Source organism: Streptomyces griseorubiginosus (assembly GCF_001514195.1).
GTDB classification, from domain to species: Bacteria; Actinomycetota; Actinomycetes; order Streptomycetales; family Streptomycetaceae; genus Streptomyces; species Streptomyces griseorubiginosus.
On the sequence record NZ_KQ948734.1, the window covers coordinates 17,595 to 42,969 of the forward strand.

Consider the following 25,375-nt stretch of genomic DNA (forward strand, 5'->3'; position numbering starts at 1 on the left):
GGTAAAGGGGCCCCCGGGGCGGGCGTAGCCTCGGGGGTATGACGACGTATGGATCCTTTCCCGGTGCCCGGCCGCGGCGGCTGCGGACCAACCCCGTCATGCGGCGCATGGTCGCCGAGACCCGGCTGGACCCCGCCGACTTCATCCTCCCGGCGTTCGTGCGGGAGGGCGTCAGTGAGCCCGTGCCGATCGCGGCGATGCCCGGGGTCGTGCAGCACACCCGGGACAGTCTGAGGAAGGCCGCCGTCGAGGCCGTGGCCGCCGGCGTCTCCGGGATCATGCTGTTCGGGGTGCCTGAGGAGGAGAAGAAGGACGCCCTCGGGACGCCCGGGACCGACCCCGACGGGATTCTTCAGGTCGCCCTCCGGGACGTGCGGGCCGAGGTCGGTGACGAGCTGCTCGTGATGTCCGACCTGTGTCTCGACGAGACGACCGATCACGGGCACTGCGGGGTGCTGGACGCGGAGGGCCGGGTCGACAACGACGCCACCCTCGAGCGGTACGCCGAGATGGCTCAGGTGCAGGCCGACGCGGGCGCTCATGTGGTCGGGCCCAGCGGGATGATGGACGGTCAGATCGGGGTCATCCGGGACGCCCTTGATCAGATCGGGCGGGAGGACGTGGCCATCCTCGCGTACACGGCCAAGTACGCCTCCGCCTTCTACGGGCCGTTCCGGGAGGCCGTCGGGTCCTCGTTGAAGGGCGACCGCAAGACCTACCAGCAGGACCCCGCGAACGCGCGCGAGTCGCTGCGGGAGCTCGCCCTCGACCTGGAGGAGGGCGCCGACATGGTGATGGTCAAGCCGGCCGGGCCCTACCTCGACATCCTCGCGCGGGTCGCGGACGCCGTCGACGTGCCGGTGGCCGCGTACCAGATCTCGGGCGAGTACTCGATGATCGAGGCCGCCGCCGAGAAGGGCTGGATCGACCGGGACCGGGCGATCCTGGAGTCGCTGACCGGAATCAAGCGGGCCGGGGCGCGGAACATCCTCACCTACTGGGCGACCGAGGTGGCTCAGAAGCTCCGCTGACAGGGGCGTTGGTACGGCGTGTCACGGCAACGTTTCGAACTCGGTCCGGATACGGGCCGGGTTCGTTCAGGCCAACGTCCGGACAACGCCGTTCTGTTCGGTGGGTGATCTTCGTATCATCTGTCCCGAATCGGGCTTCTGGCGGGGTGGATTTGTCAGGATGTGACAGGTGCCTGTCTTGATGGACTGCTTACATCCGTCGAATTGACGAGTTCTCGACATCCTTCATATCTTCTGCGCCTGGCCTGATCCATTCGGAACGGTTCCGGATGTCGATTCCCTGGGGGGCACCACCATGAGCTGGTTCATTGAGGCACTCAAGAAGTACGCGGTCTTCAGCGGTCGTTCGCGCCGCAAGGAGTACTGGATGTTCGCGCTGTTCGCCGGGATCATCTACGTGGTGTTCCTGGTCCTCGGCCTCGTGAGCAAGCAGTCGTGGCTGCCGATCCTGCCCTACATCGCCTTCCTGCTGCCCGGCCTCGCCGTCACCGCGCGCCGTCTGCACGACACGGGCCGCAGCGGCTGGTGGATCCTCTTCGGCCTCGTCCCGCTCGTCGGTGGCATCACCCTGTTCGTCTTCTCCGTGCTCGACAGCGAGCCGGGTGACAACAAGTACGGCCCGAACCCGAAGCTGGCCCCGGCGCACGTGTGATGCCGTAACTCCGCTTCGAGGCCGCCCGGTCAGTGCCGGGCGGCCTTCGCGTTTTCCGCGGGGGCGACGGCGGCCGGCCCGGCCATGGCCGGGCCCTCGTCGCGGACGCCCTGTCCGTCGTTGCAGCCCGAGAGGGTGAGGAGGGCGAGGAGGGCGAGGAGGGTCAGCGGGGCGAGGGCGGTGCGGGCGCGGTGGCCGTGGGGTCGGGTGGGCATGGGATCAGGTTGCGGGGCGGGTGCGGTGTGCGCCAGACCCGGCGGGGGATTCGGGACGCGGAGCTTGGGGTGGCCGCGCTGACCTGCGGGGATGTCGTGTCCCGAGCCGCCTGTGTGGGATGCGGGACGGGGCATGTCGGGCATCGGGCACCATCAAGTCGCCCTGGGAGTTAGGTTCTTGACCATCGCGGTGGTTGTCCGTTGAAGGACCTACTCATAGGGGAGACGTCCATGTCCGGTGACGCGCTGAGCCAGGATCCGGCCGAGATGGCCAGGCGGATCGACACCACCAAGGCGCACTCGGCCCGCGTCTACGACGTGTTCCTCGGCGGCAAGGACAACTACCCCGTCGACCGTGCGGCGGCCGCCGCCGCGCTGGCCGCCAACCCGCGCGGGTACCTCGATGTGCGCCACAACCGCGACTTCATGCGCCGGGCCGTGAGCCGGCTGGCCGGGCGGGACGGGATCCGGCAGTTCCTGGACGTCGGCACCGGGCTGCCCACCGCCGAGAACGTCCACCAGATCGCCCAGCGCATCCTGCCCGAGACGCGGGTCGTATACGTCGACAACGACCCGGTGGTGCTGGCCCACGCGCGGGCCCTGCTCACCAGCGGGCCCGAGGGACGTACCGCCTACATCGACGCCGACTTCAAGGACCCCGCGCAGATCCTCGAACAGGCCGCCAAGACCCTCGACTTCGACCAGCCGATCGCGCTGTGCCTGGTCGCGATCCTGCACTTCGTCGAGGACGAGCAGGCCCATCCGATCGTGCGGGAGCTGGTGGAGGCACTGCCGGCGGGGAGCCGGATCATCCTCAGTCATCTCACCGACGAGATGCATCCCGAGCCCATGCGTGCCGTGCAGCGGACGTACACCGAGCGGGGGTTCACCTTCGTGTTCCGGTCCAAGCCGGAGGTGGAGCGGTTCTTCACCGAGGTGCCGGGGGTGCGCCTGGACGAGCCGGGGGTCGTGCCCGTGCACCGGTGGCACCCCGGTCCGGCGCCCGTGCCGCCCGCCATCGAGCCCGAGGACTTCGAGGCGCTCGACGACATCGAGAAGATCCGCTACCGCGACATCAACGACGTCACCGACGCCGACATCAACGTCTACGGGGCCACCGGCACCAAGGTCTAGCGAGCGTGGTGCGGGTGGTGGCGTCCGTATCACGGAAAGGTGCTTGTAGACGGCACTCAGTTCTCTAGGCTGCGCTGCACCCTGTCGTCGCAGTCCGCAGCCTAAGGAGCCGTCATGACGGTGCCCACGTTCGCTTCCGTGCCGCCGCTCGCCGCCCGGGCCCGGGCGGTCGGTGGGTCGCCCGTACGGGACATCCTCGCCGTCACCGCCCGCCCCGAGGTGATCAACTTCGCGGGCGGGCTCCCGGCACCCGAGCTGTTCGACGCGGCGGGGATCGCCGAGGCCTACCGCGCGGTGCTGGCGGAGATGCCGGCACGGGCGCTCCAGTACTCCACCACCGAGGGGGAGCCCGTGCTGCGGGCGGCCCTCGCCGAGCGGATGTCGGTGCGCGGGCTCGCCACCGGCGCCGACGACGTCCTCGTCACCACCGGCTCCCAGCAGGCGCTCTCCCTCCTCGCCACCGCCCTGATCGAACCCGGCGACACGGTCCTCGTCGAGAGCCCCTGCTATCTCGCCGCCCTCCAGGCCTTCGGGTTCGCGGGCGCCCGGGTGGTCGCCGTGCCGGGCGACGAGGAGGGGCCCGATCCGGCGGCGCTGGAGCAACTCGTGCTGCGGGAGCGGCCCAAGCTGCTCTACACCGTGCCCACCTTCCAGAACCCGACCGGCCGGACCATGTCCGCCGCACGCCGGGCCGCCGTGGCGTCCGTGGCCGCGCGGTGCGGGCTGTGGATCGTCGAGGACGACCCCTACGGCGAACTCCGCTTCGAGGGCGAGCGGGTGCCGTGGATCGCCGCCCACGAGGAGGCCCGTGACCGGGTCGTGCTGCTCGGCTCCTTCTCCAAGGTGATGGCGCCCGGACTGCGGCTCGGCTGGCTGCGGGCGCCCGGCGAGCTGCGCCGGGCCTGCGCGGTCGCCAAGCAGGCCGCCGACCTGCACACCCCGACCGTCAACCAGCTCGCCGCGGCCCGCTATCTGGCCGACCGGGACCTCGACGCCCATGTGCGGCGCGTGGCGGGTGTCTACGGCGAGCGCCGGGACGCCATGCTGGCGGGGCTCGGCGAGGCCCTGCCCCCGGGATCGACCTGGACCCGGCCCGAGGGCGGCATGTTCCTCTGGGCGCGCCTCCCGTCGTCGTACGACACCACCGCGCTGCTGCCGCAGGTCGTGACCCGGGATGTGGCCTACGTCCCGGGGGCGCCCTTCTACGCCGGCGAGCCCGACCGGTCGACCCTGCGGCTGTGCTTCGTCACGCAGACGCCGGAGGAGATCGGGGAGGGGCTGCGGCGGCTCGGGGCCGGGTTGCGGGACGCCGAACGGGGGCTCAGCGGGTGATCGAGACGGCGAAGGGCGTGAACCCGCCGGACCGGATCACGTGCGGTACGAACAGGATCGCGGCCTCGGTGGCCCGTGCGGTGCCGATTCCGCCGAGGTCCGTGATCCACTCCTGGTGCCAGCCGAGGTCGGTGAGGAGCCCGCGGACGACCTGCTTGGCCTCCGGGTCCTCGCCGGAGAGGAAGGCGGTCGGGGCCTGGGTGAGTGCGGCGGGCGCGGTCATCACCGTGTAGAGCATCGTGTTGAGCGTCTTGACCACGCGCGTGCCGGGGAGCGCTTCCTGAAGTCGCTCCGCGAGGCTCGAACCGGGGTACAGGAGGTCGGCCGGCAGTCTGTCCGGTCCGTCGACGGTCGCGTTGGAGACGTCCACGAGGATCCTGTCCCGCAGCTCCTCCCGCAGGGCGGCGAGGCGCTCCAGCGAACCGGCGCCCGGGGTGGCGTTGATGACGATCCGCGCTGTCCGTACGGCGTCGGCGGCGGAGTCCGGTGAGCGGTCCGCCACGGTCACCTCGTGCCCGGCCCGGGTGAGGGACTCGGCGAGACTGCTGCCGACGCGGCCGTTTCCGAGAACGGCGATCGCGGTCATGGTGATGTGGTCCTTTCGGTGTTTGTGGGAGTCAGCGGGAGAGCGTGGTGACGGCTTCGGTGTGCACGCCGGGCGCCGCGGCCAGGAAGCTCTCGCTCTGCGGGGTCCAGGGGCGGCCCTCGGCGTCCGATATCCGCCCGCCGGCCTCGGTGACGAGCAGCGCCCCGGGAAGCAGGTCCGCGCGGGCCCCGGCGAACTGCCAGAAGGCGTCGATCCGGCCCGCGGCCAGGTTCAGCAGGTGCAGGGTGGCGGGCACGGAGGTCCGCACCACGAGCGCGTCGAAGAGCATCGCGGTGATCGAGGCGCCGACACGCCGCACGACGTCCTCGTCCTCGTCCGGCCTGGCCTGGCTGGTGGCCACGAGGCTCAGGCCGAGGTCCGTGGTCGGGGACACGTGCAGCGGGCGGCCGTCGAGGTGGGCGCCCGCGCCGACGCGTGCGGTGTAGGTCTCACCGGTCAGCGGCAGGTGAACCGCGGTGAGCACCGGCTGGTTGTCGCGGACGAGAGTGGCGGTCACCGCCCACTCCGGCAGGGCGTGCAGGTGGTTGACGTTTCCCTCGGCCGGATCGAGGACCCACCATTCGCCGGAAGGCAGCGCGCCGCCGGCGAGTTCGTCCTCCACCAGGCGGGCGTTCGGGCGCAGTTCGGTGAGGCGGGGGCGCAGGACGTCGAGGGCCGCGTCGTCGTTGGCGGCGAGCGCGTCCATCAGCTCTTCGCGGGTCCGGTAGCGGACCACGTCGCCGAACCGCTCCCGCAGTACGGCACCCGCCTCCCGCACGGCGATGGCGGTCTGGGCGAGCAGGTCTGCGTCGGACAGGAAGCCGGGGGCCGGGGCGATTCCGGTGGTCCGCGTGAATTCGGGCATGGCGGTGCTCCCGTCTGAGGAGGGGGTGGAGAAAGTGATGAGGCGGACCAGGTGAACCGGGTTCGGTTCCGTGCCCGCATCTCGAAGGTAGGAGCGCCCTCGATTAACTGCAAGTGCATGTAAAGCACGGCTAGCATGACTCTCATGCAACTGGATCTGAACCTGCTCGCCGCACTCGACGCGCTCCTGGAGGAAGGCAGCGTGGCCGGGGCCGCCGAGCGCCTGCACGTCACCGCCCCCGCGATGAGTCGAAGCCTCGGCCGGATCCGGCGCACGACAGGGGATCAGATCCTGGTCCGCACCGGGCGCACGATGACCCCGACGCCGTACGCGATCGCCGTCCGGGGACAGGTGCACGAGCTGCTGCGGCAGGTTCAGGACGTGCTGGCACCGAGCCGCGAACTCGACCTCGCTTCCCTCGAACGCACCTTCACCCTCCGCTGGCACGACTCACTCGTCGCCCTCGGCGGCCCCGCGCTGCTCGCGGCCGCACGGGAGCAGGCGCCGGGCGTGCGGCTGCGTTTCCTCGCGGAATCGAGCGTCGACACCCCCGAGCTGCGGCGCGGCGAGATCGACCTGGAGGCGAACGCGAACCGCCCTACCGCACCCGACATCCGCGCCGAACAGGTCGCCGAGACCCGGCACGTCATCGCGGTGCGGCGCGGGCACCCGCTCACCCGGGTCACGACGGTCACCGCCGCGCGGTACGCCGAGGCCGAGCACATCACCGTCTCGCGGCGCGGAAGGCTCGGCAACGTCCTCGACGACGCCCTCGCGCGGCTCGGCCTCACCCGGCGGGTGGTGGCGTCCGCGCCCACCGACGGGGCCGCGTTCGAGTTCGTGCGCGGCTCGGACCTCCTCGTCACCGCCCCCGAGGCGACGACGCGTTCAGCGGCCGCGGTGCTCGGACTGACCCTGCTCCCGCTGCCGCTCGAACTGCCGCCGGCCGCCGTGTACCTGTCCTGGCATCAGCGCTACGACACCGACCCCGCGCACGTCTGGCTGCGGGGTCTGGCGCGGACCGCGCTGACGCCGGAGGTCGGTCCGGAGGTCGGTCAGTCCCACCAGAAGGACCAGGTCCGCTGACCGATCACCGCGTGCTCGGCGTACTCGCGCAGGGTGTTGTGGTGGCCCTGGTCGATGTTGTCGGGGCAGAACGCGAAGTGTTCGGCGGCGACGGCCTCCGCGGTCTCCTGGGTCGTGGGCGGCGCGGCGACCGAGACCTCCAACCGGTCGAAGTCCAGCGCGATGACGCGTATGCCGAAGCGGTCCTCCCAGGAACGCAGCACCGCGCACAGCCGCGCCACGTCGTTCTCGTGGTTCAGCGGGCCCGTCCAGCCGATCGCCGCCGGGATGTCCGCGCTGCGGCGGGCCGGGACCAGGGCGAGACGCGGGTCCTTGAACCACGAGCCCTCGTCGAGAAGGGCGTCCGCGGTCTCGGCGGCCCGTCGGTCGGGGTCGGCGGGGAGAGCGGAGGGTGCCTCGGCGAGACCCGGCCAGGACCCCTCGCCGTCGTCGAGTTCGTCCTCGGCGTACGCCTCCCAGAAGTCCGCCAGGACCTCCTCCGGGTCGTGGTCCCCGGGGTACGACATCCTCCCGGGCATCAACTCCCACTCCTCCGGCCCGCCCTGGCCGCCACCGACCTCTATCAGCACGGGAAGCAGACCCACGCGCGCGGCCCGGCCGCCCAGCGCGGTCCACGCCCCGGACGACGCCGCGTACTCGGCATGCCACAGCAACGACTCGTGCCACGGACCGTCTTCGGTCTCGTCGATCAGCCTCCCCAGAGGGAGTCCGAGTCCGAGCGAACGACCGCTCGGGTCTGCCGCGAGTCGGGGCAGCGGGTTGGGAAGAGTCGCCATGCCAGTGACTGTAGGGGGAGCCACTGACAACGGGGTGGGGGGCGTTACTTGAGGGCGGTGGTGAAGGTGGTCCAGGTGGTGGGGGAGACCTGGAGGGTGGTTCCCTCCGGGCGCTTGGAGTCGCGGATGTGGATGACGTCCGGAGCGGTGGCAACCTCGACGCACTGGCCGCCCTCGCTGCTGCTGTAGGTCGACTTGACCCACTGAAGTGCCGTGCTCATCGCTCTCCTAGCAGACGGTCCAACAGGCGTCTGGAGTCCTCAATGGTGAGGGCCTGAGTCCGCAGCATCGCATATTTGCGCGCGAGGATGGACACCTCGTCCGCGTCGGAAACCCACTGGCTGCCGCGTTGGGACTCGGTGTACGCGAGGTGCTGATGGTCGGGAGTCTCCAGGAGCGTGAAGGGGCCGGCGTCCCCCGCGTGCGAGTGGCGGTCCAGGGGCAGGATCTGCAAGGACAGGCAAGGGAGTTCGGAGCACTCGCGCAAGAAGCGCAGCTGGTCCAGATGGGTCTCGCGACCGCCTGTGGGCATGAGGAGCGCAGGCTCCCAGACGACGAAGCTCAGCGTGGGTGGGACCCGGCGCTCAAGGATCTCCCGTCGGCCGACCCGCGCGGCGACCTTCGTCTCCAGTTCGTCGGAGTCGTAGGCCGGGACCCGCCCGCTCAGCAACGCGCGTGCGTACGGCTCGGTTTGCAGCAGCCCGGGCACGACCAGGGCGTCGTACCAGGAGAGCGCGATGGCCTCGCGCTCGTGCTCCACATACAACTCCGCCCACATCGGGAACTGGTCGATGTCCGGCAGGTTGGCCACCCCCGCCGCCAACATCCCCTTCGTCTCCAGGACTTCGTCCAGCAGCGCGGCCAGGTCCGGTTTCAGCGTCCTTCTGCCCTGCTCGATCGACGCGATCGTCTCCTCGTCCACGCGGACCAGGTCCGCGAGGGCGATCTGGGTGTGGCCCGCCGCACGGCGAGCCGTGCCGAGTTGTTTGCCCAGCATCTTCAGGGACGTGAGGTTCTTCGGTCGCGGCTTCCTGGCGCTCATGAGATGGTCCATCCCCCTTGGCACGCGTACGTCACCGGGTAAGAGCCCGTACAAAAAATCTGTACGGCTTCACCGAGTGATCCACGGTAGTCACTCTCCGCAACTCTCGTCCCGTGAACGAGACGACCCGACTACCGCCCCTGCGCGAGCGGTTCTTCCGCCGTGAACGCCGATCCGCCCTGGCCGCACGCCGGTTCGCGGCCGAGACCCTGGCCGGCTGGGGGCTCGCCGAGACGCCGAGAACCGACGACGTGCTGCTCTGCGTGAGCGAACTCGTGACCAACGCGCTGCTGCACGGCGTACCGCCCGGACGCCAGCTGCGGCTGTTCCTGCGTCACGAGGGGCACGCCCTCGTCGTCGAGGTGCACGACAGCGGCCCCGGTGTCCCTCGGGTCGTCCACGACGGCGACGAGGGAGGCCGGGGCCTGCTGCTGGTGTCCGCACTGAGCGACAAGTGGGGGGTGCGGGAGCGGGAGTTGGGCAAGGCCGTGTGGTGCGAGTTCGGCCTGCCCTAGACCCCGTCAGAGGCGCTCGGGCGTCCTGATGCCGAGCAGGGCCATGCCCTGGTGGAGGGTGCGGGCCGTGAGGTCGCACAGGAACAGGCGGTTCTCCACCTGAGCCGGGGTGTCGGCCTTCAGGACCGGGCACTTGTCGTAGAACGACGTGTACAGGGACGCCAGTTGGTACAGGTACGCCGCCAGCTTGTGCGGGGCGTACTCCGCCGCCGCCTCGAAGACCGTGCCGCCGAACGCGTCCAGGTGCAGGCCCAGCGCCCGCTCCGCGTCGGCCAGTTCGAGCTCCGGGTGCGCGGACGGCCGTACGTCTCCCGCCTTGCGCAGGATCGACTGGATACGGGCGTACGCGTACTGGAGGTACACGGACGTGTCGCCGTTCAGCGAGACCATCTGGTCCAGGTCGAACTTGTAGTCGCGGTTGGGGGACGTCGACAGGTCCGCGTACTTCACCGCGCCGATGCCGACCTGTGCGGCCCGCTCCTGGATCTCGTCCTCGGTGAGGTCCTGGGCCTTCTCCCGGACGACCTCGGCGGCCCGCTGCACCGCCTCGTCCAGCAGATCCTCCAGCTTGACGGTCTCGCCCTCACGCGTCTTGAACGGCTTGCCGTCCGCGCCGAGGACCGTGCCGTAGCCCATGTTGTGCGCGGTGACCTCGTCGGTCAGCCAGCCGGCGCGGCGGGCCGCCTCGAAGACCATCTTGAAGTGCAGGGACTGCCGGACGTCGACGACGTACAGGAGCGAGGTGGCGTGCAGGTCGGTGACCCGGTTCCGGATCGCCGTCAGGTCGCTCGCCGCGTAGCCGAAGCCGCCGTCCGCCTTCTGCACGATCAGCGGGACCGGCTGGTCGTCCTTGCCGCGGATGTCGTCGAAGAAGACGACGAGCGCGCCCTCGGAGCGCTCCGCGACGCCCATCTCCTCCAGGAGGCGGGCGGTCTCCGGCATGCCGTCGTTGTACGCCGACTCGCCGACGATCTCCTCGTCCCGGATCTCCATGTCCAGCTTCTCGAAGACCGAGTAGAAGTAGACCTTCGACTCGTCCACGAACTGCTGCCACAGCTCCAGGGTCTCCTTGTCGCCGGACTGGAGCGCGACGACCCTCTTCCGGGCCCGCTCCTTGAACTCCTCGTCGGAGTCGAAGACCACGCGCGACGCCTTGTACACCCGGTTCAGGTTCGACATGGCCTGCTCGCCGTCGACCTCGGCCGCGGGGGCCAGCTCGCCCGGGTTCTCGATCAGGTACTGGATGAGCATGCCGAACTGGGTGCCCCAGTCGCCGATGTGGTGCCGGCCGATCGTCCTCTCGCCGGTGAAGTCGAGCATGCCGCGCAGGGCGTCGCCGATCACCGCGGAACGCAGGTGACCGACGTGCATCTCCTTCGCCACGTTCGGCTGGGCGTAGTCGATCACCGTGATGCCGGGCCGGTCCTTGACCGGTACGCCGAGACGGTCGCCGTCCTCGTACCGGGCGGCGAGGTTCTCGGTGATCGCCCTGTCGGTGAGCGTGATGTTGAGGAAGCCGGGGCCGGAGACCTCGATGTCCTTGATCACGTCACCGGCGACCACCTGCGACACGACCTGCGTCGCCAGCTCCCGGGGGTTCGCCTTGGCCTTCTTGGCGAGCGCGAGGACGCCGTTCGCCTGGAAGTCCGCCCGGTCGCTGCGTCGGAGCAGAGGGTCCGCGTCGGCCTCCGGCAGGGTGGCGGAGAGCGCGGAGGTGAGCTGCTGGTTGACGGCGTCGCTGAGGGACGTGACCGGGGCCATGGGAGTGGGTGCCGTTCTCCTCGGGGGATCAGATAGACACGGTCAGTATCCCATGGGGGGTAAAGCGGTTTTCTCCCGCGCGGAGCCGTCTGGGAGAATGGAGCCTCCATCAACGCCATCATTAAAAGAGGACGTGCCGATCGTGGGTCAGAGCGCTGAGACCACCGACTGGGTCTCCCGTTTCGCGGATGAGGTCATCGAGGAGTCGGAGCGTCGGGCCCCGGGCAAACCGGTCGTCGTCGCGTCCGGGCTGTCCCCCTCCGGGCCCATCCACCTCGGGAACCTTCGCGAGGTCATGACCCCGCACCTCGTCGCCGACGAGATCCGGCGCCGGGGCCACCAGGTGCGCCACCTCATCTCCTGGGACGACTACGACCGGTACCGGAAGGTCCCGGCCGGCGTGCCCGGTGTCGACGAGTCGTGGGCCGAGCACATCGGCAAGCCCCTGACCTCCGTGCCCGCTCCCCAGGGGTCCGCGCACCCGAACTGGGCCGAGCACTTCAAGGCCGCCATGGTCGACGCCCTCGCCGAGCTCGGTGTCGAGTTCGACGGGATCAGCCAGACCGCGCAGTACACCTCCGGCGTCTACCGCGAGCAGATCCTGCACGCCATGGCCCACCGCGCGGACATCGACGCGATCCTCGACCAGTACCGCACCAAGAAGGCCCCCGCCAAGAAGCAGCAGAAGGCCGTCGACGAGGCCGAACTGGAGGCCGCCGAGGGGTCCGGCGCGGCCGCCGAGGACGACGGGTCCAGCGGCTCCGCCGGGTACTTCCCGTACAAGCCCTACTGCGGCAACTGCGAGAAGGACCTCACCACGGTCACCTCCTACGACGACGCCACGACCGAGCTGTCGTACACCTGCAACGCCTGCGGTTTCTCCGAGACCGTCCGGCTCAACGAGTTCAACCGCGGCAAGCTGGTCTGGAAGGTCGACTGGCCGATGCGGTGGGCGTACGAAGGTGTCGTCTTCGAGCCCAGCGGGGTCGACCACTCCTCTCCCGGGTCCTCCTTCCAGGTCGGCGGCCAGATCGTCGGGATCTTCGGCGGGAAGCAGCCCATCGGGCCCATGTACGCCTTCGTCGGTATCTCCGGCATGGCGAAGATGTCGTCGTCCAAGGGCGGGGTGCCCACGCCCGGGGACGCGCTGAAGATCATGGAGCCGCAGCTGCTGCGCTGGCTCTACGCCCGCCGCAGGCCCAACCAGTCCTTCAAGATCGCCTTCGACCAGGAGATCCAGCGGCTCTACGACGAGTGGGACAAGCTGGACGCCAAGGTCGCCGACGGCTCCGCGCTGCCGGGCGACGTCGCCGCCCACGCGCGTGCGGTGGGGACGGCCGCGGGCGAGCTGCCGCGCACGGCGCGGGTGCTGCCGTACCGGACGCTGGCCTCCGTCGCCGACATCACCGCCGGGCACGAGGACCAGGCGCTGCGCATCCTCAGCGAGCTGGACCCCGACAACCCGCTCTCCTCGCTGGACGAGGCGCGGCCCCGGTACGACAAGGCCGAGGCCTGGATCAACACGCAGGTGCCCGCCGACCAGCGGACCATCGTGCGGGACGAACCCGACGCCGAGCTGCTGAAGTCCCTCGACGAGGCGTCCCAGCAGTCGCTGCGGCTGCTCCTCGACGGGCTGGCCTCGCACTGGTCCCTCGACGGGCTGACCCACCTGGTGTACGGGGTGCCCAAGGTGCAGGCCGGGTTCTCCGCGGACGCCACGCCCAAGGAGCTGCCGGCCGAGATCAAGACGGCCCAGCGGGCGTTCTTCGCCCTGCTGTACCAGCTGCTGGTGTCGCGTGACACCGGGCCGCGGCTGCCGACGCTGCTGCTGGCGGTCGGGCAGGAGCGGGTGCGGGCGCTGCTCGGGGAGTAGGCGGCAGACGGTACGGAAAGGGGGCCCTCCGATGCGGAGGGCCCCCTTTTCCGACTCCTGCTTCGGTCACTTCCGTCTCTTACGCGATGTGGTCTTCCTGGAGCTCCGCCGTGTGGCGGTTCGTGAAGCGGTTGACCATGCGCTCGGCGTCGCGCTGCGAGAGGACCACGCCGTACGTCGCCTCCACGTCACCCCTGAGCTGGCCGGGGGACGGGTAGCTGCCGTCTATCGACTTCTTGAAGACCTGGTAGAAGTCCTCCTCGGTCGGTTCCGGGGTGCCGCCGCCCTCGCCGAGCTCGCGGGTGCGGCCGTTGGACACCGGAATGGGGAAGCCGCCGGTCTCCTCCATCGAGGGTTCGACAACGGGCTCCCTGGGAGGCTCCTCGTACTGGATCTGCTGGAGCTCGTACTGCTCCGCCTCCAGCTGCTCCTCGTACCAGCGGTTGTACTGCTCCGCCGGGTCGTAGTCGGGGTTGTAGCCGCCCTGGTACTCGACCTGCTTCGGGGTCTCGAACCAGGGGCTCTGGTCGGGCTCGGGCTCCGGTTCGGGGCGCTGCTCGACGGCAGGTGCCGCCTGCTGGGGGACGACGGCGGGCGCGGGGGCAGGGGCAGCCGAGGGCAGTTCCGCCTGCGTCGGTGCCGGGGGCAGCAGGACCGGCTCGATGCCCGCCGCCGCCAGGCCCGCCGGGCCCGTCTCGGCCAGCGGGACGCCGTAGCGCGCCAGGCGGAGCGGCATCAGGGACTCCACCGGGGCCTTCCGGCGCCACGCCCGGCCGAAGCGGGAGTGGAGGCGGGCCCGGTAGACGAGACGTTCCTGCTCCAGCTTGATGACCTGCTCGTAGGAGCGCAGCTCCCACAGCTTCATCCGGCGCCAGAGGAGGAACGTGGGGATCGGGGAGAGGAGCCAGCGGGTGAGGCGGACGCCCTCCATGTGCTTGTCCGCCGTGATGTCGGCGATCCGGCCGATCGCGTGCCGGGCCGCCTCCACCGCCACCACGAACAGCACCGGGATCACCGCGTGCATGCCCACGCCGAGCGGATCCGGCCAGGCCGCCGCGCCGTTGAAGGCGATCGTGGCGGCCGTCAGGAGCCAGGCCGTCTGACGCAGAAGGGGGAAGGGGATGCGGATCCACGTCAGAAGCAGATCCAGGGCCAGCAGGACACAGATACCCGCGTCGATGCCGATCGGGAAGACGTAACTGAAGTTCCCGAAGCCCTTCTTGATGGCGAGCTCACGGACGGCCGCGTACGACCCCGCGAAGCCGATGCCGGCGATGATCACGGCGCCGAACACGACCACGCCTATGAGCACGCGGTGCATTCGAGTCAGCTGCATGGGCGCGGCCACCCGTACTCCCCTCCCTGTGCGTGTTGTTGCGCGCAACAGAGTGGCACATATGTGCTGCGCACGGGTGGCCGGATCAGGCCGTCAGTACTGCTTCAGCTCGTCTTCGCGGCCGACTTGGACGGAGAAGCCGACGTCGAGGCCGACTTCGACGCGGTCGGGGACGGCGACGCCGACTTCGACGGAGCCTTGGACGCCGGGGCGGACGGGGCCGGGTTCGCCCCTCCCTCACCGTTCGCCGCCGACACCGCGGCCACCGCCTCCTTGGCCGCCTTCTCCGCCAGCTTCGCGAGGTCGTCCGCGTTCGGCGTCTTGTCGCCGGCCAGACCCGCGCCGTTGTAGTCGACCGTCACCACGACGTTCTCCACCCGGGCCACGACCGTCTGCTGCTTGAAGGCGCCTTCCTTCTTCTTCAGGTCGTAGCGCACCAACGTCGCCGCGTCACCCGTCCCCGCCACCGCCTGCGACTTGGTGTTCTTCGCACCGGCCACCGACTGGGCGTCCTGGACCTGCTGCTCGTAGTACTTCCCCGCCTGCGCCTCACCCGTACCGCGCGAGGCGTCCGACTCGAAGCGCAGCAGCGAGACGTTCAGCCAGCGGAACTGCGAGCCCTTCACACCGTTGTTGTCGAGGCTGCTCCAGGAGCAACTGCCCCGCGTGCCCGCCTCGGACGTGCCCTTCTTGCCCTTGGACGCCTCCGGCGTCAGCGACTTCAGGGTCTTCTTCGACAGCGTCCCGCACGCGTCGGGAAGCGAGTTGTACGCCGCCGCCTGCACCGTGGGAGCCGCGGACGCCGAGGCACCGCTGTCCGCGCCCGCCCCGCTGCTCGCGCTTCCGTTGCCCCCGCCGGCGCTGTCACCGCCGGAGCCGGAGTCGGAGCCGGAGGAGCAGCCGGCGGCGATCAGCATCACCGGGACTGCGGCCGCGCAGACAAGGACGCGGTGAAGGCGCTTCGCTTGCTGGGCACCCTGGTCACGCTCTGCTCGTCGCTGCATGGTTCCTTCACTCAAGACGCTTGTGGTTCCTGCCGTCGGATCGGGTCCGAGGGGCCACGGTACGCGGTGAGGATGCCGTGCGGTCCAGCTTCGAACGCCTCGTGCGCATGCGTGAGGAGTGTGTGCAGAGCGCTCAACCGGACAGCGACCCGTCCAGCTGAGAGGCCAGTTTCCGGGCGTTGTCCTGCATTTCCTTGCTGTCCGGGGTGACGCCGATCGTCGTCGGCTGCTCCTCGTACTCGATCGTCACGATCACGTTGGACGTGCGGAACGCCACAGTCACCTTGCGCTGCTTCGCCGTCGAACCCGACGTGCTCAACGCGTCGTCCAGGAACGCCTCGTCACCCAGATCGTCCAGCAACCGGGGCTGGAGATCGGCCGGAGTGACGGAGGACGACCCGCTCGGGGAGGCGGAGGCGGAAGCAGAGGAGGAGCCGCTGGGCTTGGCCGCCGGGGACGCCGTGGAACCGGCGGCCGTGCCGCTCTCCTCCACGTCCGAGGTGGCACCGGCGGTCGCCGACGCCGGCAGATCGGCCTTCTCCTCCGCCTGCGCGAACAGCTCCTGCGCCTGGCTGTCGTCGCTGACCGCGTTGTCGTACGACACCACGCGCTCGAAGTCGACCGAGAGGTACTCGGTGGCGTCCGAGGCCTCCACCTTCCAACGGCAGCCGACCTTGCGGTCCGTGTCGTAGGTGAGGGTGGCCTCGCCCTCGTAGGCCTTGGCGCGCTGGTCCTCGTCGGTGATCTGCTGGATCCCGGGCAGCAGCGTGTCCAGGGTGCTCTGGCCGACCGCACTGCAGGCCTCGGGGAGGGTGCGGTACTTGCCGGGCTGGGCCACGGCGGAGGCGGTGCCCGCGTCGCCGGGGTTGGCGTCGTCCGTCGTGCCGTCGCCGCCCGAGCTGCCGGTGCAGCCGGCCAACAGCGCCGCGAGGAGGGCGGCGACGCCGGGTACGTAGGCCTTCCGCTGCACGGTGGGGCTCCTCTCGGAATGTCTCCGACTCGTGGGGATGTCTCGAGGGATCTTCAGTGTCCCCGCAGGTTATTCGCTTGCCGCACGGGGGCGTCCCCTGCAGACAATGTGTATCGCACGCACAGCCGTGAACGCCGGTCCGTCATCCCATACGTCGACCTTGGCGCCGGTTTTGCGTTATGAGACTTCTGTTTTGTTTCCGGGGGAATGAGGACGATATGTCGTACGTGGAGATGCCGGGCGCCAAGGTCCCGATCCGGATGTGGACCGACCCGGCGACGGTCGAGGACGTGGCCCTCCAGCAGCTGCGCAACGTCGCGACCCTGCCGTGGATCAAGGGCCTCGCGGTGATGCCCGACGTGCACTACGGCAAGGGGGCGACGGTCGGGTCCGTGATCGCGATGCAGGGTGCGGTGTGCCCGGCGGCGGTGGGGGTGGACATCGGCTGCGGAATGTCGGCGGTGAAGACGTCCCTGACGGCGAACGACCTGCCGGGGGATCTGTCGCGGCTGCGGTCGAAGATCGAGCAGGCCATTCCGGTGGGGCGGGGGATGCATGACAGTCCCGTCGACCCCGGGCGGATGCACGGCTTCGCGACGGCTGGGTGGGACGACTTCTGGGGGCGGTTCGACGGGGTGGCTGACGCGGTGAAGTTCCGTCAGGAGCGGGCTGCGAAGCAGATGGGGACGCTTGGATCCGGCAACCACTTTGTCGAAGTTTGCACGGACACGACCGGTTCTGTCTGGCTGATGCTGCACTCCGGTTCCCGGAACATCGGCAAGGAGCTGGCGGAGCATCACATCGGCGTGGCCCAGAAGCTCCCGCACAACCAGGGGCTGGTCGATCGTGACCTAGCGGTCTTCATCGCGCAGACTCCGCAGATGGCGGCGTACCAGAACGATCTTTACTGGGCTCAGGAGTACGCGAGGTACAACCGGTCGATCATGATGGCGCTTCTGACGGATGTGATCCGCAAGGAGTTCAAGAAGGCCAAGGTGGTCTTCGAGCCCGAGGTGAGCTGCCACCACAACTATGTGAGCCGCGAGCGGTACGAAGGCATGGACCTGCTTGTCACCCGCAAGGGCGCGATCAGTGCCCGGGCCGGCGAGTACGGCATCATCCCGGGATCCATGGGGACGGGCTCGTACATCGTGAAGGGCCTCGGCAACGAGAAGGCCTTCAACTCGGCGTCCCACGGCGCCGGTCGGCGCATGAGCCGCAACGCGGCCAAGCGGCGGTTCTCGACGCGGGACCTGGAGGAGCAGACACGGGGCGTGGAGTGCCGTAAGGACTCCGGCGTGGTGGACGAGATCCCGGGCGCCTACAAGTCGATCGACCAGGTCATCGACCAGCAGCGGGACCTGGTGGAGGTCGTGGCGAAGCTGAAGCAGGTCGTGTGCGTGAAGGGTTGAGCTGCACCTGTAACGGTGGGCCCGTCCGACTCGGATCGGGCCCACCGTTCTTCGATGTGGTCGTCTACCGGCTCGGGCGGACGGTTGCGTGCCATACCGGCACCACCGTGGCTGGATCGAATCGATGTGAGCCCTTTGTCCCGGGCAGAATCATCACGGATTCCAACAGGCCAGAGAGGAGCTCACGTTGCTCGCTCCTGCTCAGAGCGTCCCAGCGAGCATATGTGTCGACGGGTTCATGCGTGTCGGAACGACGGTTGAGCGCCCACATCTGCTGTTCGGTCATGAGCCGCTTGATCGATGTCTCCTCGATCTTCAACTGTGAAAAGTACTCGTGGTCGCTGATCTCTTCGGCGTACCACTGCTCCTGAAGGGCCGCCTTGCGTCGGGTGGCTATGTCCAGGTGATGAGTGCCTGGCCAGGAAAGAGTGGGCCGAACAAGGAGCACGCTCTCGCCGGCCGGCCCGCACAGCATGCCGAGGACTTTCTGCACGATCAGTTCGTCGACGGCTGGTCCTTGGCGGCTCACCCGACCGCAGCCCCCGTCGAGAGCGGGACGACAGCAATACACGTAGGACGCCTTCGCGGGCTTTCCGAGCATCGGTGCACCGCAGCGCCGCCCATTTTCTAGCGGACGTCCACAGCGCACCAGCCCGGTGAGCAGATAACCACTGTCCAGGGGGGTAGGGCCGTTCTTGGCCCAACCGCCAGGATGGCGCTGTTTGTCCAGCATCTGCGAGACGGCGTGCCACTCCTCCGGTGAAACGATGGACCTCCACTGACCGACGACAGGTTTGCCGTCGGTGTCACGGATGAGGAGGCCGTGAAGCTTGCGGTATCCGCAGATGCGTGGATTGCGGAGAAGCTGCTTCACCGTCTGCCGCTGCCAGGAGTTGCCGAGCGTGGTGGTGTAGCCGGACGCGACGAAATCGTGGGTCACCGCAGTCAGTGTCTTACCGGCCAACAAGCTTTGCACTCCGCTTCGGACGACTTCTGACTCGCCATGGTTCAGTGTGACCATGTCGGCGTTCCAGCCAAAAGTGCGGCGCGACGCTACAGGTTCCCCCCGCTCCGCTCGTGCACGGTGGTTGAGTTTCGCCCTGTGCTGCTGTTTGGTGCTCTCTGCCCGGGCAGCGGCCGCTCCCAGGAGGCAGCGTTGTGCGGCGTCTTCGCTGTAGAGGTCGTACGTACCGAGACCATCTGCGTAGACGCGGGCGGGATGCGCGGTGAAGCACCTGAGGAAGATCTGAAATGTGTGCACGTCTCGGTAGAGACGGTCGTCGGAGACGCACACCACACCGTCGATCGGATACCCGGCTGTGGTCTTTCCAGCCGTCAGGGCGGCGACCATTGAGTCGAATTCCGGGCGTCTGACGCCGATTTTGGAGGCGGACTTGTCGTTGTCGACGTAGCGGTGAATGACGATCATCCGATGCCGTGCGGCAATACGCGCGCAGTGCCTCGCCTGGTCCTCCACTCCATGACCGTCTCTGCGGTGCCTGTCATGGGAGATGCGGCAGTAGGCGACGACCAGGTGCCAGCCTGCCTTCCGGAGCTCCAGCGCTTCTGACAGGGAGGGCGCGTCGCGGGGGATCCCACGGAGTTCCTCGAGAAGAAGTTCCACTTCACAGGCCGACGGCCTGGTATGCGTACGTCTTTCGATCTGTGCGTTCGAGCGCACGCTAGTGTCATGCTCAGCCACAGGGAAGCTCTACTTCCTTGTCGGTAGGCCCTCGGTCGGGTTGCCGCCCTGCCGAGGGCCGTCGTGTTGATGTTGTGGCGTGAGCCTAGGTCGCCTGTTCAGGGGGCGTTCGGGTGATCGAAGGGGTTCATCCCTGTGGGTGACCGCGAGGCGTTTACTTCGGTGCGTGCATCGCTGCGTAGATCATGACGAAGGCCACGATGTGGATGCCGAAGAGGAAGTAGGCGAGCCACCACCACATGTGGCGTTCGTCGTGGGGGTCTTTTCTGTCCTTCTCGGGGCCGGTCACAGGTCGCGGTGGACCTTGGTGTTGGAGGCCTGGGCCCGGGGGCGGAGGAGCAGGAGGTCCACGTTGACGTGGCTGGGGCGGGTCACCGCCCAGGTGATGGTGTCGGCCACGTCGTCGGCGGTCAGGGGAGCCGCCACGCCCTCGTAGACCTTGGACGCCTTCTTCTCGTCGCCGCCGAAGCGGGTCAGGGCGAACTCGTCGGTCTTGACCATGCCGGGGGCGATCTCGATCACGCGGATCGGCTTGCCGACGAGTTCCAGGCGGAGCGTTTCCGCCAGCACGTGTTCGCCGTGCTTCGCGGCCACGTAGCCCCCGCCGCCCTCGTACGTGCCGTGGCCGGCCGTCGAGGAGAGGATCACGATCGTGCCGTCCTCGCTCGCCTCCAGCTTGGGGAGCAGGGCCTGGGTGACGTTCAGGGTGCCGATGACGTTCGTCTCGTACATCGTGCGCCAGTCCGCCGGGTCGCCGGTCGCGACCGGGTCGGCGCCCAGCGCTCCGCCGGCGTTGTTGACCAGCACGCCGATCGTCCTGAAGGCCGTGGCGAACTCGTCGACCGCGGCCCGGTCGGTGACGTCCAGCTGGTAGGCCGTGGCCTGGTGGCCCGCCGCGTTGATCTCCTCCGCGAGCGCCTCGATCCGGTCCTTGCGGCGGGCGGTCAGGACGACGCGGTAGCCGGCCGCGGCGAGCTGCCGGGCCGTCGCGGCGCCGATTCCGCTGCTCGCACCGGTGACGACGGCGATGCGGGACGCTGCGCTGGGCATGGGTGCTCCTCGGGCGGGGGACGGTCTGGCTTCGCCAGTCAGGATAGGCAGGCCCCGCGTTCTCCTCTCCGGCGGTCCGTATCGCGGGCCGGTGGGAGGATGGGAGGGGTGATCCTCCGAAACCACGGAGGTGGATCATGGGAGAAGCGCGTGAGGTCATGGACCGGCTCACCGACGCGCTCACCGAGCACCCGGACCTGAAAGCCGTCGCCGAGCTGTACGCGGAGGACGCGGTCGCCTCGACCCCGGACGAGGGGGCGCTCCACGGGCGGGAAGACATCGTCGAGTACTGGCGGCAGATGACGGAGGCGGTGCCGGACGCCAGGTTCGAGTCGCTGCACTCCTACGAGGTCGGGGACACGGCCATCGACGAGGGCGTCTACCACGGGCGCAACACCGGGCCCATCCATCTGCCCGACGGGGGGACGCTGCCCGCCACGGGGAAGGAGATCCGGATCCGTGGCGTGGACATCGCCACCGTGAAGGACGGCCGGATCACCGACTACCGGCTCTACTTCGACGAGATGGAGTTCCTGGGGCAGCTGGGCCTGCTGCCCGACGAGCCTTCGTGAGTACGGCCCTCAGTCGCGCGGCGCGTACATGATCACGGCCATGCCCGCGAGGCAGATCAGCGTGCCCGCGATGTCCCAGCGGTCGGGGCGGTAGCCGTCCGCGGCCATGCCCCACAGGATCGAGCCGGCCACGAAGACACCGCCGTACGCGGCGAGGACGCGGCCGAAGTGGGCGTCCGGCTGGAAGGTGGCGACGAAGCCGTAGGCGCCGAGGGCGAGGACTCCACCGGCGGTCCACATCCAGCCGCGGTGCTCCCGTACGCCCTGCCAGACCAGCCAGGCGCCGCCGATCTCGAAGAGCGCGGCCACGACGAACAGGGCGGCGGAACGGGCTACGAGCATGTCGCCCAGCTTCGCACGCCGTTCGGCCGGGCCCCGCGTCACCTGTTGGAGGGCGCCTGTCGTTCGTCCTACGTGGGATACATCCCTGCGACCACGCGGTTCGGGTGCGGCGGGAGCGAGGAGTGGGTGGCATGCGGGTGCTTGCGGTGTGGGGTGCGGTGGCGGTGGTGGCGGCTGCGGGGCTTGTGGGCGGGGGCGGGGGTACGGCGGTCGCCGTCGGCGGGCCCGAGGCGGATCTGGCGTACCACGGGGCCGCGTCCCTGGCCGGGGGGCGGGTCGACCTGCGGTTCACTCCGCGCAATCACGGGCCGGCGGCCGTACCGGACGCGACCGTGCGGCTGCGGTGGTCGGAGCCGTTGGAGGACCTGCTGACGTTGCCGGACGGGTGTGCTCGGGCGGAGGAGCGGGTGGTGCTGTGCCGGGTGGGGGCGCTGGGGGCGGACGCGGTGGGGGAGCGGGTGGAGATGCGGGTGCGGTTGGTGGGGGTGCCGTCGGAGGTGCTGCTGGAGATCGACACGGTGTGGAACGGGGGGACGGTGGATCTGAACCGGGCGAATGATCGGCAGCGGGTGTTGGTGCTGGACAGTGGGGACGAGTACTACTTCTGACGGGGCCAGGTGGGGAGGGGGCGGGTGCGGGTGGTGGTTCGGGTGCGCGCCGGTGGGGGCTTGTCGCGCAGTTCCCCGCGCCCCTGAGGGAGTCACCCGGGCCGGCGTTCTGAGGGAACGTCAGGCCGTTTCCGTGTCGTAGCGCTCTCTTGCCTCGTGGACTTCCTCGATGTGGGTCTCCGCCCAGGTCTTCACTGCTGTGAGGAGGCCCGCGAGGCTGCTGCCGAGGGGGGTGAGGGCGTAGTCGACCCTTACCGGGACCGACGGGGTGATCGTGCGGGTGAGGATGCCGTCGCGTTCCAGGGTGCGGAGGGTCTGGGTGAGCATCTTGGGGCTGACGCCGGCGATCTTGCGGCTGAGGTCGCTGTAGCGCATGGGGCCGCCCGAGAGCGCCGCGACGACGAGGCTGACCCACTTGTCGCTGAGGCGGTCCAGGAGCTGGTTGGTGGGGCAGCCCTTGATGAACGCGTCGTACTCCACGCGTGCCTGCTCGCGCCGCTGGGCCGCTGTCGTGGTCGGCATGGCTCACCTCCGGGGGACCTACGCACTTCCAGGTAACTACTTACCAGCAGATAGTAGCTCTTCCTAGGGTTGCCGTCAGCGGCGGAGGTTCCGGCGCTGAGAGTGACCGATGGGGAGTGCTCAGTCATGCGTGCTGCTGTGGTGAGGACGTTCGGCGGACCCGATGCCGTGCAGGTGGTGGAGACCGCGCTGCCGGAGCCGGCGGCCGGGCAGATACGGATCAAGGTGGCCGGTGCCACGCTGAATCCTGTGGACCTCGGGGTCCGGGGCGGGTTCTTCGGCGGGGAGGGCAAGGACCTCGGGCTGGGGTGGGACGTCGCCGGGACCGTGGACGCGGTGGGGGCGGACGGTTCCTGGAGCGTGGGGGAGCCGGTGGTGGCGCTGTACCACGGGCTCACGAAGGATGTGGGGACGCATGCCGAGTACGTCGTCGTCGACGCGGACGCGGTGGCCAAGGCGCCGGTCACGGTCGACGCGGTGCACGCTGCGACGCTGCCGCTGAACGCGCTGACCGCCGTGCAGGCCCTGGATCTCCTGGAGTTGACCGAGGGGCAGTCGCTGCTCGTCACCGGGGCGGCCGGGGCGGTCGGGGGGTTCGCCGTGCAACTCGCCTCCCGGCAGGGGGTGTCGGTGACCGGGCTGGCTCGGGAGGGGGACGAGGAGTTCGTACGGTCCCTGGGGGCCGCGGAGTTCACCACGGATCCCGGTGCCGGGGGCTACGACGCCGTACTGGACACCGCTGTTCTGGGGGAGGCGGCGCTTGCGTGGGTGCGGGACGGGGGTGCCTATGTCGGGGTACGGCCGGGGGCGCATCCCGGGTCGGTGCGGGGGGTGCGGACGGCGTCCGTGTCGGTGACGGCGGACGGGGCGCGGCTCGGTGAGCTGGTGCGGTTGGTGGACGAGGGGGTGCTGACGTTGCGGGTGGCCGAGACGTATCCGCTGGACGCGGTGGCCGAGGCGCATGCGCGGTTGGAGAAGGGTGGGGTGCGGGGGCGGCTTGTGCTGGTGCCGTGAGCCGGGCGCCTGGGGTGCCGGGTCCGGTTGTCGGGCGGCTGCGGGCCGGTGGGGGCTGGTCGCGCAGTTCCCCGCGCCCCTGGGTGGGTTGGTGGGGACGTGGGTCGAGACCGCGCCGTGTCCCTGGGTGAGTCCCCGGAATATGTGCGGGTGGGGTCTCGTTACTCCAGGCGTGCGGTTATAGTTTAACCGTCAACTATCTGGAGGGTGAGCGACCATGCAGTTCGGGATCTTCAGCGTCGGTGATGTCACGCCGGACCCGACCACCGGACGTACGCCGACCGAGCGCGAGCGGATCAAGGCGATGGTCGCGATCGCGCTCAAGGCGGAGGAGGTCGGGCTCGACGTCTTCGCCACCGGGGAGCACCACAACCCGCCGTTCGTGCCGTCGTCGCCGACGACCATGCTCGGCTACATCGCGGCGCAGACCGAGAAGCTGGTCCTCTCCACCTCCACCACGCTGATCACCACCAACGACCCGGTGAAGATCGCCGAGGACTTCGCGATGCTCCAGCACCTGGCCGACGGGCGCGTCGACCTGATGATGGGCCGCGGGAACACCGGGCCGGTCTACCCCTGGTTCGGGCAGGACATCCGCGAGGGCATCAACCTCGCCATCGAGAACTACGCCCTGCTGCGCCGGCTGTGGCGCGAGGACGTCGTGAACTGGGAGGGGAAGTTCCGTACGCCGCTCCAGGGGTTCACCTCGACGCCCCGGCCGCTGGACGGGGTCGCGCCGTTCGTCTGGCACGGCTCCATCCGGTCGCCCGAGATCGCCGAGCAGGCCGCCTACTACGGTGACGGCTTCTTCCACAACAACATCTTCTGGCCGGCCGACCACACCAAGCGGATGATCGAGCTCTACCGCAGCCGGTACGCCCACTACGGGCACGGCACGGCGGAGCAGGCGATCGTCGGGCTCGGCGGACAGGTGTTCATGCGGAAGAACTCCCAGGACGCCGTCCGCGAGTTCCGGCCCTACTTCGACGTCGCCCCGGTCTACGGTCACGGGCCCTCCCTGGAGGACTTCACCGACCAGACCCCGCTGACCGTCGGCTCCCCGGAGCAGGTCATCGAGAAGACGCTGAAGTTCCGCGAGTACGCCGGCGACTACCAGCGCCAGCTGTTCCTCCTGGACCATGCCGGGCTGCCGCTGAAGACGGTCCTGGAGCAGCTCGACCTGCTCGGCGAGGAGGTCGTCCCGGTGCTGCGCAAGGAGTTCGCGGTGAACCGGCCGGCGGACGTCCCGGAGGCTCCCACCCACGCGTCCCTGCTGGCCGCCGCGCAGAACGAGGCCGCGCAGAACGAGGCCGCGAAGAACGAGGCCGCGAAGAACGAGGAGGTCGTCGCATGAAGCTCGTCGTCGTGTCCGCGGGGCTGAGCGTCCCGTCGTCCACCCGTCTGCTGGCCGACCGGCTGGCCGCGGCCGTGGGGCGTACCGCCGAGGTGGACGTCCAGGTCGTGGAGCTGCGGGAACTCGCCGTCGACATCGCGCACCACTTCACCAACGGCTTCCCCGGGCAGGCGCTGAGCGCCGCGCTCGACGCCGTGACCGGGGCGGACGGACTGGTCGTCGTCACGCCGGTGTTCTCGGCGTCGTACAGCGGGCTCTTCAAGTCCTTCTTCGACCTGGTCGAGCCGGAGGCGCTGGCCGGGAAGCCGGTGCTGATCGGCGCGACCGGAGGGACCGCACGGCACTCCCTGGTCCTGGACCACGCCCTGCGGCCGCTCTTCTCCTACCTGAAGGCCGTCGTCGTGCCGACCGGGGTCTACGCCGCCTCGGAGGACTGGGGCGCGGAAGGTCTGGACGCGCGGATCGAGCGGGCGGCCGGGGAGCTGGCCGCGCTCATGAGCGGGCTGTCGGCGGTCCCCGGGGCCGCCGGCCGGCGCCCTTCGGCGGACACCTTCGAGGACGTCGTGCCCTTCGAGGAGCGGCTCGCCGCGCTGCGGCCGACGGGGTGAGAGGCCAGTAAGA

28 protein-coding genes are annotated in these 25,375 nt (G+C 69.6%); 13 read left to right on the forward strand and 15 right to left on the reverse strand.

Going from position 1 to position 25,375, the window contains the following annotated elements:
* The first annotated feature begins 38 nt into the window (after positions 1 to 38).
* Entirely contained in the window at positions 39 to 1,031 is a 993-nt protein-coding gene (gene hemB / locus AQJ54_RS00090; protein ID WP_062232599.1) for a porphobilinogen synthase, read from the forward strand.
* Between the two features lie 295 nt (positions 1,032 to 1,326).
* Positions 1,327 to 1,683, forward strand: coding sequence for a DUF805 domain-containing protein (locus AQJ54_RS00095; RefSeq protein WP_020136035.1), 357 nt, complete (start codon positions 1,327 to 1,329; stop codon positions 1,681 to 1,683).
* 29 nt (positions 1,684 to 1,712) lie between these two features.
* On the opposite strand, the gene AQJ54_RS00100 is transcribed toward AQJ54_RS00095, so the two are convergent.
* Entirely contained in the window at positions 1,713 to 1,898 is a 186-nt protein-coding gene (locus AQJ54_RS00100) for a hypothetical protein (protein WP_062232602.1), read from the reverse strand.
* A gap of 231 nt (positions 1,899 to 2,129) precedes the next feature.
* Here AQJ54_RS00100 and AQJ54_RS00105 point away from each other — a divergent pair, with 231 nt between their 5' ends.
* The gene (locus tag AQJ54_RS00105; RefSeq protein WP_062232605.1) at positions 2,130 to 3,032 is read left to right on the forward strand and encodes an SAM-dependent methyltransferase; all 903 of its coding nucleotides are present in this window, start codon (positions 2,130 to 2,132) and stop codon (positions 3,030 to 3,032) included.
* Between the two features lie 114 nt (positions 3,033 to 3,146).
* Positions 3,147 to 4,364: an aminotransferase-like domain-containing protein gene (locus tag AQJ54_RS00110; RefSeq protein ID WP_062022983.1), complete on the forward strand. Its 1,218-nt coding sequence runs from the start codon at positions 3,147 to 3,149 to the stop codon at positions 4,362 to 4,364.
* Here the strand turns inward: AQJ54_RS00110 and AQJ54_RS00115 are convergent.
* Positions 4,354 to 4,950, reverse strand: coding sequence for an NADPH-dependent F420 reductase (locus AQJ54_RS00115; RefSeq protein WP_062232608.1), 597 nt, complete (start codon positions 4,948 to 4,950; stop codon positions 4,354 to 4,356). The genes AQJ54_RS00110 and AQJ54_RS00115 overlap by 11 nt on opposite strands.
* 31 nt (positions 4,951 to 4,981) lie before the next feature.
* A complete protein-coding gene (locus AQJ54_RS00120) occupies positions 4,982 to 5,815 on the reverse strand; it encodes an inositol monophosphatase family protein (RefSeq protein ID WP_062232619.1) in 834 nt (277 codons plus the stop codon).
* 144 nt (positions 5,816 to 5,959) lie between these two features.
* Here AQJ54_RS00120 and AQJ54_RS00125 point away from each other — a divergent pair, with 144 nt between their 5' ends.
* Positions 5,960 to 6,901, forward strand: coding sequence for a LysR family transcriptional regulator (locus tag AQJ54_RS00125; RefSeq protein ID WP_062232622.1), 942 nt, complete (start codon positions 5,960 to 5,962; stop codon positions 6,899 to 6,901).
* Here AQJ54_RS00125 and AQJ54_RS00130 read toward each other — a convergent pair.
* From AQJ54_RS00130 to AQJ54_RS00140, 3 genes are read right to left on the reverse strand one after another with little or no spacing between them, the layout of a single operon-like run.
* Complete coding sequence (locus tag AQJ54_RS00130; protein ID WP_062232624.1) at positions 6,871 to 7,677, reverse strand: DUF4253 domain-containing protein; 807 nt, start codon at positions 7,675 to 7,677, stop codon at positions 6,871 to 6,873. The two genes, AQJ54_RS00125 and AQJ54_RS00130, sit on opposite strands and share 31 nt — an antisense overlap.
* 44 nt (positions 7,678 to 7,721) lie before the next feature.
* Positions 7,722 to 7,898, reverse strand: a complete 177-nt coding sequence (locus AQJ54_RS00135) for a DUF397 domain-containing protein (protein WP_062022996.1) — start codon at positions 7,896 to 7,898, stop codon at positions 7,722 to 7,724.
* Positions 7,895 to 8,719: a helix-turn-helix domain-containing protein gene (locus AQJ54_RS00140; RefSeq protein WP_062232628.1), complete on the reverse strand. Its 825-nt coding sequence runs from the start codon at positions 8,717 to 8,719 to the stop codon at positions 7,895 to 7,897. The genes AQJ54_RS00135 and AQJ54_RS00140 overlap by 4 nt, the downstream gene beginning before the upstream one ends.
* A gap of 113 nt (positions 8,720 to 8,832) precedes the next feature.
* Between AQJ54_RS00140 and AQJ54_RS00145 the strand changes: the two genes are divergently transcribed.
* The gene (locus AQJ54_RS00145) at positions 8,833 to 9,234 is read left to right on the forward strand and encodes an ATP-binding protein (RefSeq protein ID WP_062023002.1); all 402 of its coding nucleotides are present in this window, start codon (positions 8,833 to 8,835) and stop codon (positions 9,232 to 9,234) included.
* A 6-nt stretch (positions 9,235 to 9,240) separates the two neighbouring features.
* Here AQJ54_RS00145 and argS read toward each other — a convergent pair whose 3' ends face one another.
* Positions 9,241 to 10,995 carry an arginine--tRNA ligase gene (argS, locus tag AQJ54_RS00150; protein WP_062232631.1) on the reverse strand — a complete coding sequence of 585 codons (1,755 nt, stop codon included), beginning with the start codon at positions 10,993 to 10,995 and terminating at the stop codon, positions 9,241 to 9,243.
* Positions 10,996 to 11,128: 133 nt separating this feature from the next.
* On the opposite strand from argS, the gene lysS reads away from it, so the two are divergent.
* Complete coding sequence (gene lysS / locus AQJ54_RS00155) at positions 11,129 to 12,868, forward strand: lysine--tRNA ligase (protein ID WP_062232634.1); 1,740 nt, start codon at positions 11,129 to 11,131, stop codon at positions 12,866 to 12,868.
* A gap of 79 nt (positions 12,869 to 12,947) precedes the next feature.
* Here lysS and AQJ54_RS00160 read toward each other — a convergent pair whose 3' ends face one another.
* The 3 genes from AQJ54_RS00160 to AQJ54_RS00170 all read right to left on the reverse strand — a co-directional run bounded on the left by AQJ54_RS00160 (position 12,948) and on the right by AQJ54_RS00170 (position 16,178).
* Positions 12,948 to 14,204 (reverse strand): DUF2637 domain-containing protein, encoded by a 1,257-nt coding sequence (locus AQJ54_RS00160; protein WP_211278477.1) that lies wholly within the window; start codon positions 14,202 to 14,204, stop codon positions 12,948 to 12,950.
* Positions 14,205 to 14,308: 104 nt separating this feature from the next.
* Complete coding sequence (locus AQJ54_RS00165; RefSeq protein WP_162952050.1) at positions 14,309 to 15,208, reverse strand: DUF3558 domain-containing protein; 900 nt, start codon at positions 15,206 to 15,208, stop codon at positions 14,309 to 14,311.
* 133 nt (positions 15,209 to 15,341) lie between these two features.
* The gene (locus tag AQJ54_RS00170) at positions 15,342 to 16,178 is read right to left on the reverse strand and encodes a hypothetical protein (RefSeq protein WP_062232640.1); all 837 of its coding nucleotides are present in this window, start codon (positions 16,176 to 16,178) and stop codon (positions 15,342 to 15,344) included.
* A 218-nt stretch (positions 16,179 to 16,396) separates the two neighbouring features.
* Between AQJ54_RS00170 and AQJ54_RS00175 the strand changes: the two genes are divergently transcribed.
* Entirely contained in the window at positions 16,397 to 17,590 is a 1,194-nt protein-coding gene (locus AQJ54_RS00175; protein WP_062232643.1) for an RtcB family protein, read from the forward strand.
* 64 nt (positions 17,591 to 17,654) lie between these two features.
* Here AQJ54_RS00175 and AQJ54_RS00180 read toward each other — a convergent pair whose 3' ends face one another.
* From AQJ54_RS00180 to AQJ54_RS00185, 3 genes are all read right to left on the reverse strand, one after another.
* Positions 17,655 to 19,292 (reverse strand): recombinase family protein, encoded by a 1,638-nt coding sequence (locus AQJ54_RS00180; protein ID WP_079069660.1) that lies wholly within the window; start codon positions 19,290 to 19,292, stop codon positions 17,655 to 17,657.
* Between the two features lie 154 nt (positions 19,293 to 19,446).
* On the reverse strand, positions 19,447 to 19,581 hold the full coding sequence (locus tag AQJ54_RS47370) for a hypothetical protein (RefSeq protein ID WP_258318921.1): 135 nt from the start codon (positions 19,579 to 19,581) through the stop codon (positions 19,447 to 19,449).
* Positions 19,578 to 20,342 (reverse strand): SDR family NAD(P)-dependent oxidoreductase, encoded by a 765-nt coding sequence (locus tag AQJ54_RS00185; protein ID WP_062023022.1) that lies wholly within the window; start codon positions 20,340 to 20,342, stop codon positions 19,578 to 19,580. The genes AQJ54_RS47370 and AQJ54_RS00185 overlap by 4 nt, the downstream gene beginning before the upstream one ends.
* Positions 20,343 to 20,479: 137 nt before the next feature.
* On the opposite strand from AQJ54_RS00185, the gene AQJ54_RS00190 reads away from it, so the two are divergent.
* Complete coding sequence (locus AQJ54_RS00190; protein WP_062232649.1) at positions 20,480 to 20,914, forward strand: ester cyclase; 435 nt, start codon at positions 20,480 to 20,482, stop codon at positions 20,912 to 20,914.
* Positions 20,915 to 20,923: 9 nt separating this feature from the next.
* Here the strand turns inward: AQJ54_RS00190 and AQJ54_RS00195 are convergent, their stop codons facing one another.
* Positions 20,924 to 21,256, reverse strand: coding sequence for a YnfA family protein (locus AQJ54_RS00195; RefSeq protein WP_028809347.1), 333 nt, complete (start codon positions 21,254 to 21,256; stop codon positions 20,924 to 20,926).
* Positions 21,257 to 21,387: 131 nt separating this feature from the next.
* Here AQJ54_RS00195 and AQJ54_RS45975 point away from each other — a divergent pair, with 131 nt between their 5' ends.
* A complete protein-coding gene (locus tag AQJ54_RS45975) occupies positions 21,388 to 21,864 on the forward strand; it encodes a hypothetical protein (RefSeq protein WP_062232652.1) in 477 nt (158 codons plus the stop codon).
* Positions 21,865 to 21,984: 120 nt separating this feature from the next.
* Here the strand turns inward: AQJ54_RS45975 and AQJ54_RS00205 are convergent, their stop codons facing one another.
* Complete coding sequence (locus AQJ54_RS00205; RefSeq protein WP_062232655.1) at positions 21,985 to 22,386, reverse strand: winged helix-turn-helix transcriptional regulator; 402 nt, start codon at positions 22,384 to 22,386, stop codon at positions 21,985 to 21,987.
* 126 nt (positions 22,387 to 22,512) lie between these two features.
* Between AQJ54_RS00205 and AQJ54_RS00210 the strand changes: the two genes are divergently transcribed.
* The 3 genes from AQJ54_RS00210 (at position 22,513) to AQJ54_RS00220 (ending at position 25,362) form a co-directional block, all read left to right on the forward strand.
* A complete protein-coding gene (locus AQJ54_RS00210) occupies positions 22,513 to 23,400 on the forward strand; it encodes an NADP-dependent oxidoreductase (RefSeq protein ID WP_062232657.1) in 888 nt (295 codons plus the stop codon).
* Positions 23,401 to 23,617: 217 nt separating this feature from the next.
* Complete coding sequence (locus AQJ54_RS00215; RefSeq protein WP_062232659.1) at positions 23,618 to 24,754, forward strand: LLM class flavin-dependent oxidoreductase; 1,137 nt, start codon at positions 23,618 to 23,620, stop codon at positions 24,752 to 24,754.
* Positions 24,751 to 25,362: an FMN reductase gene (locus AQJ54_RS00220; protein ID WP_062232661.1), complete on the forward strand. Its 612-nt coding sequence runs from the start codon at positions 24,751 to 24,753 to the stop codon at positions 25,360 to 25,362. Before AQJ54_RS00215 ends, AQJ54_RS00220 begins: the two co-directional genes overlap by 4 nt.
* Positions 25,363 to 25,375: the final 13 nt, after the last annotated feature.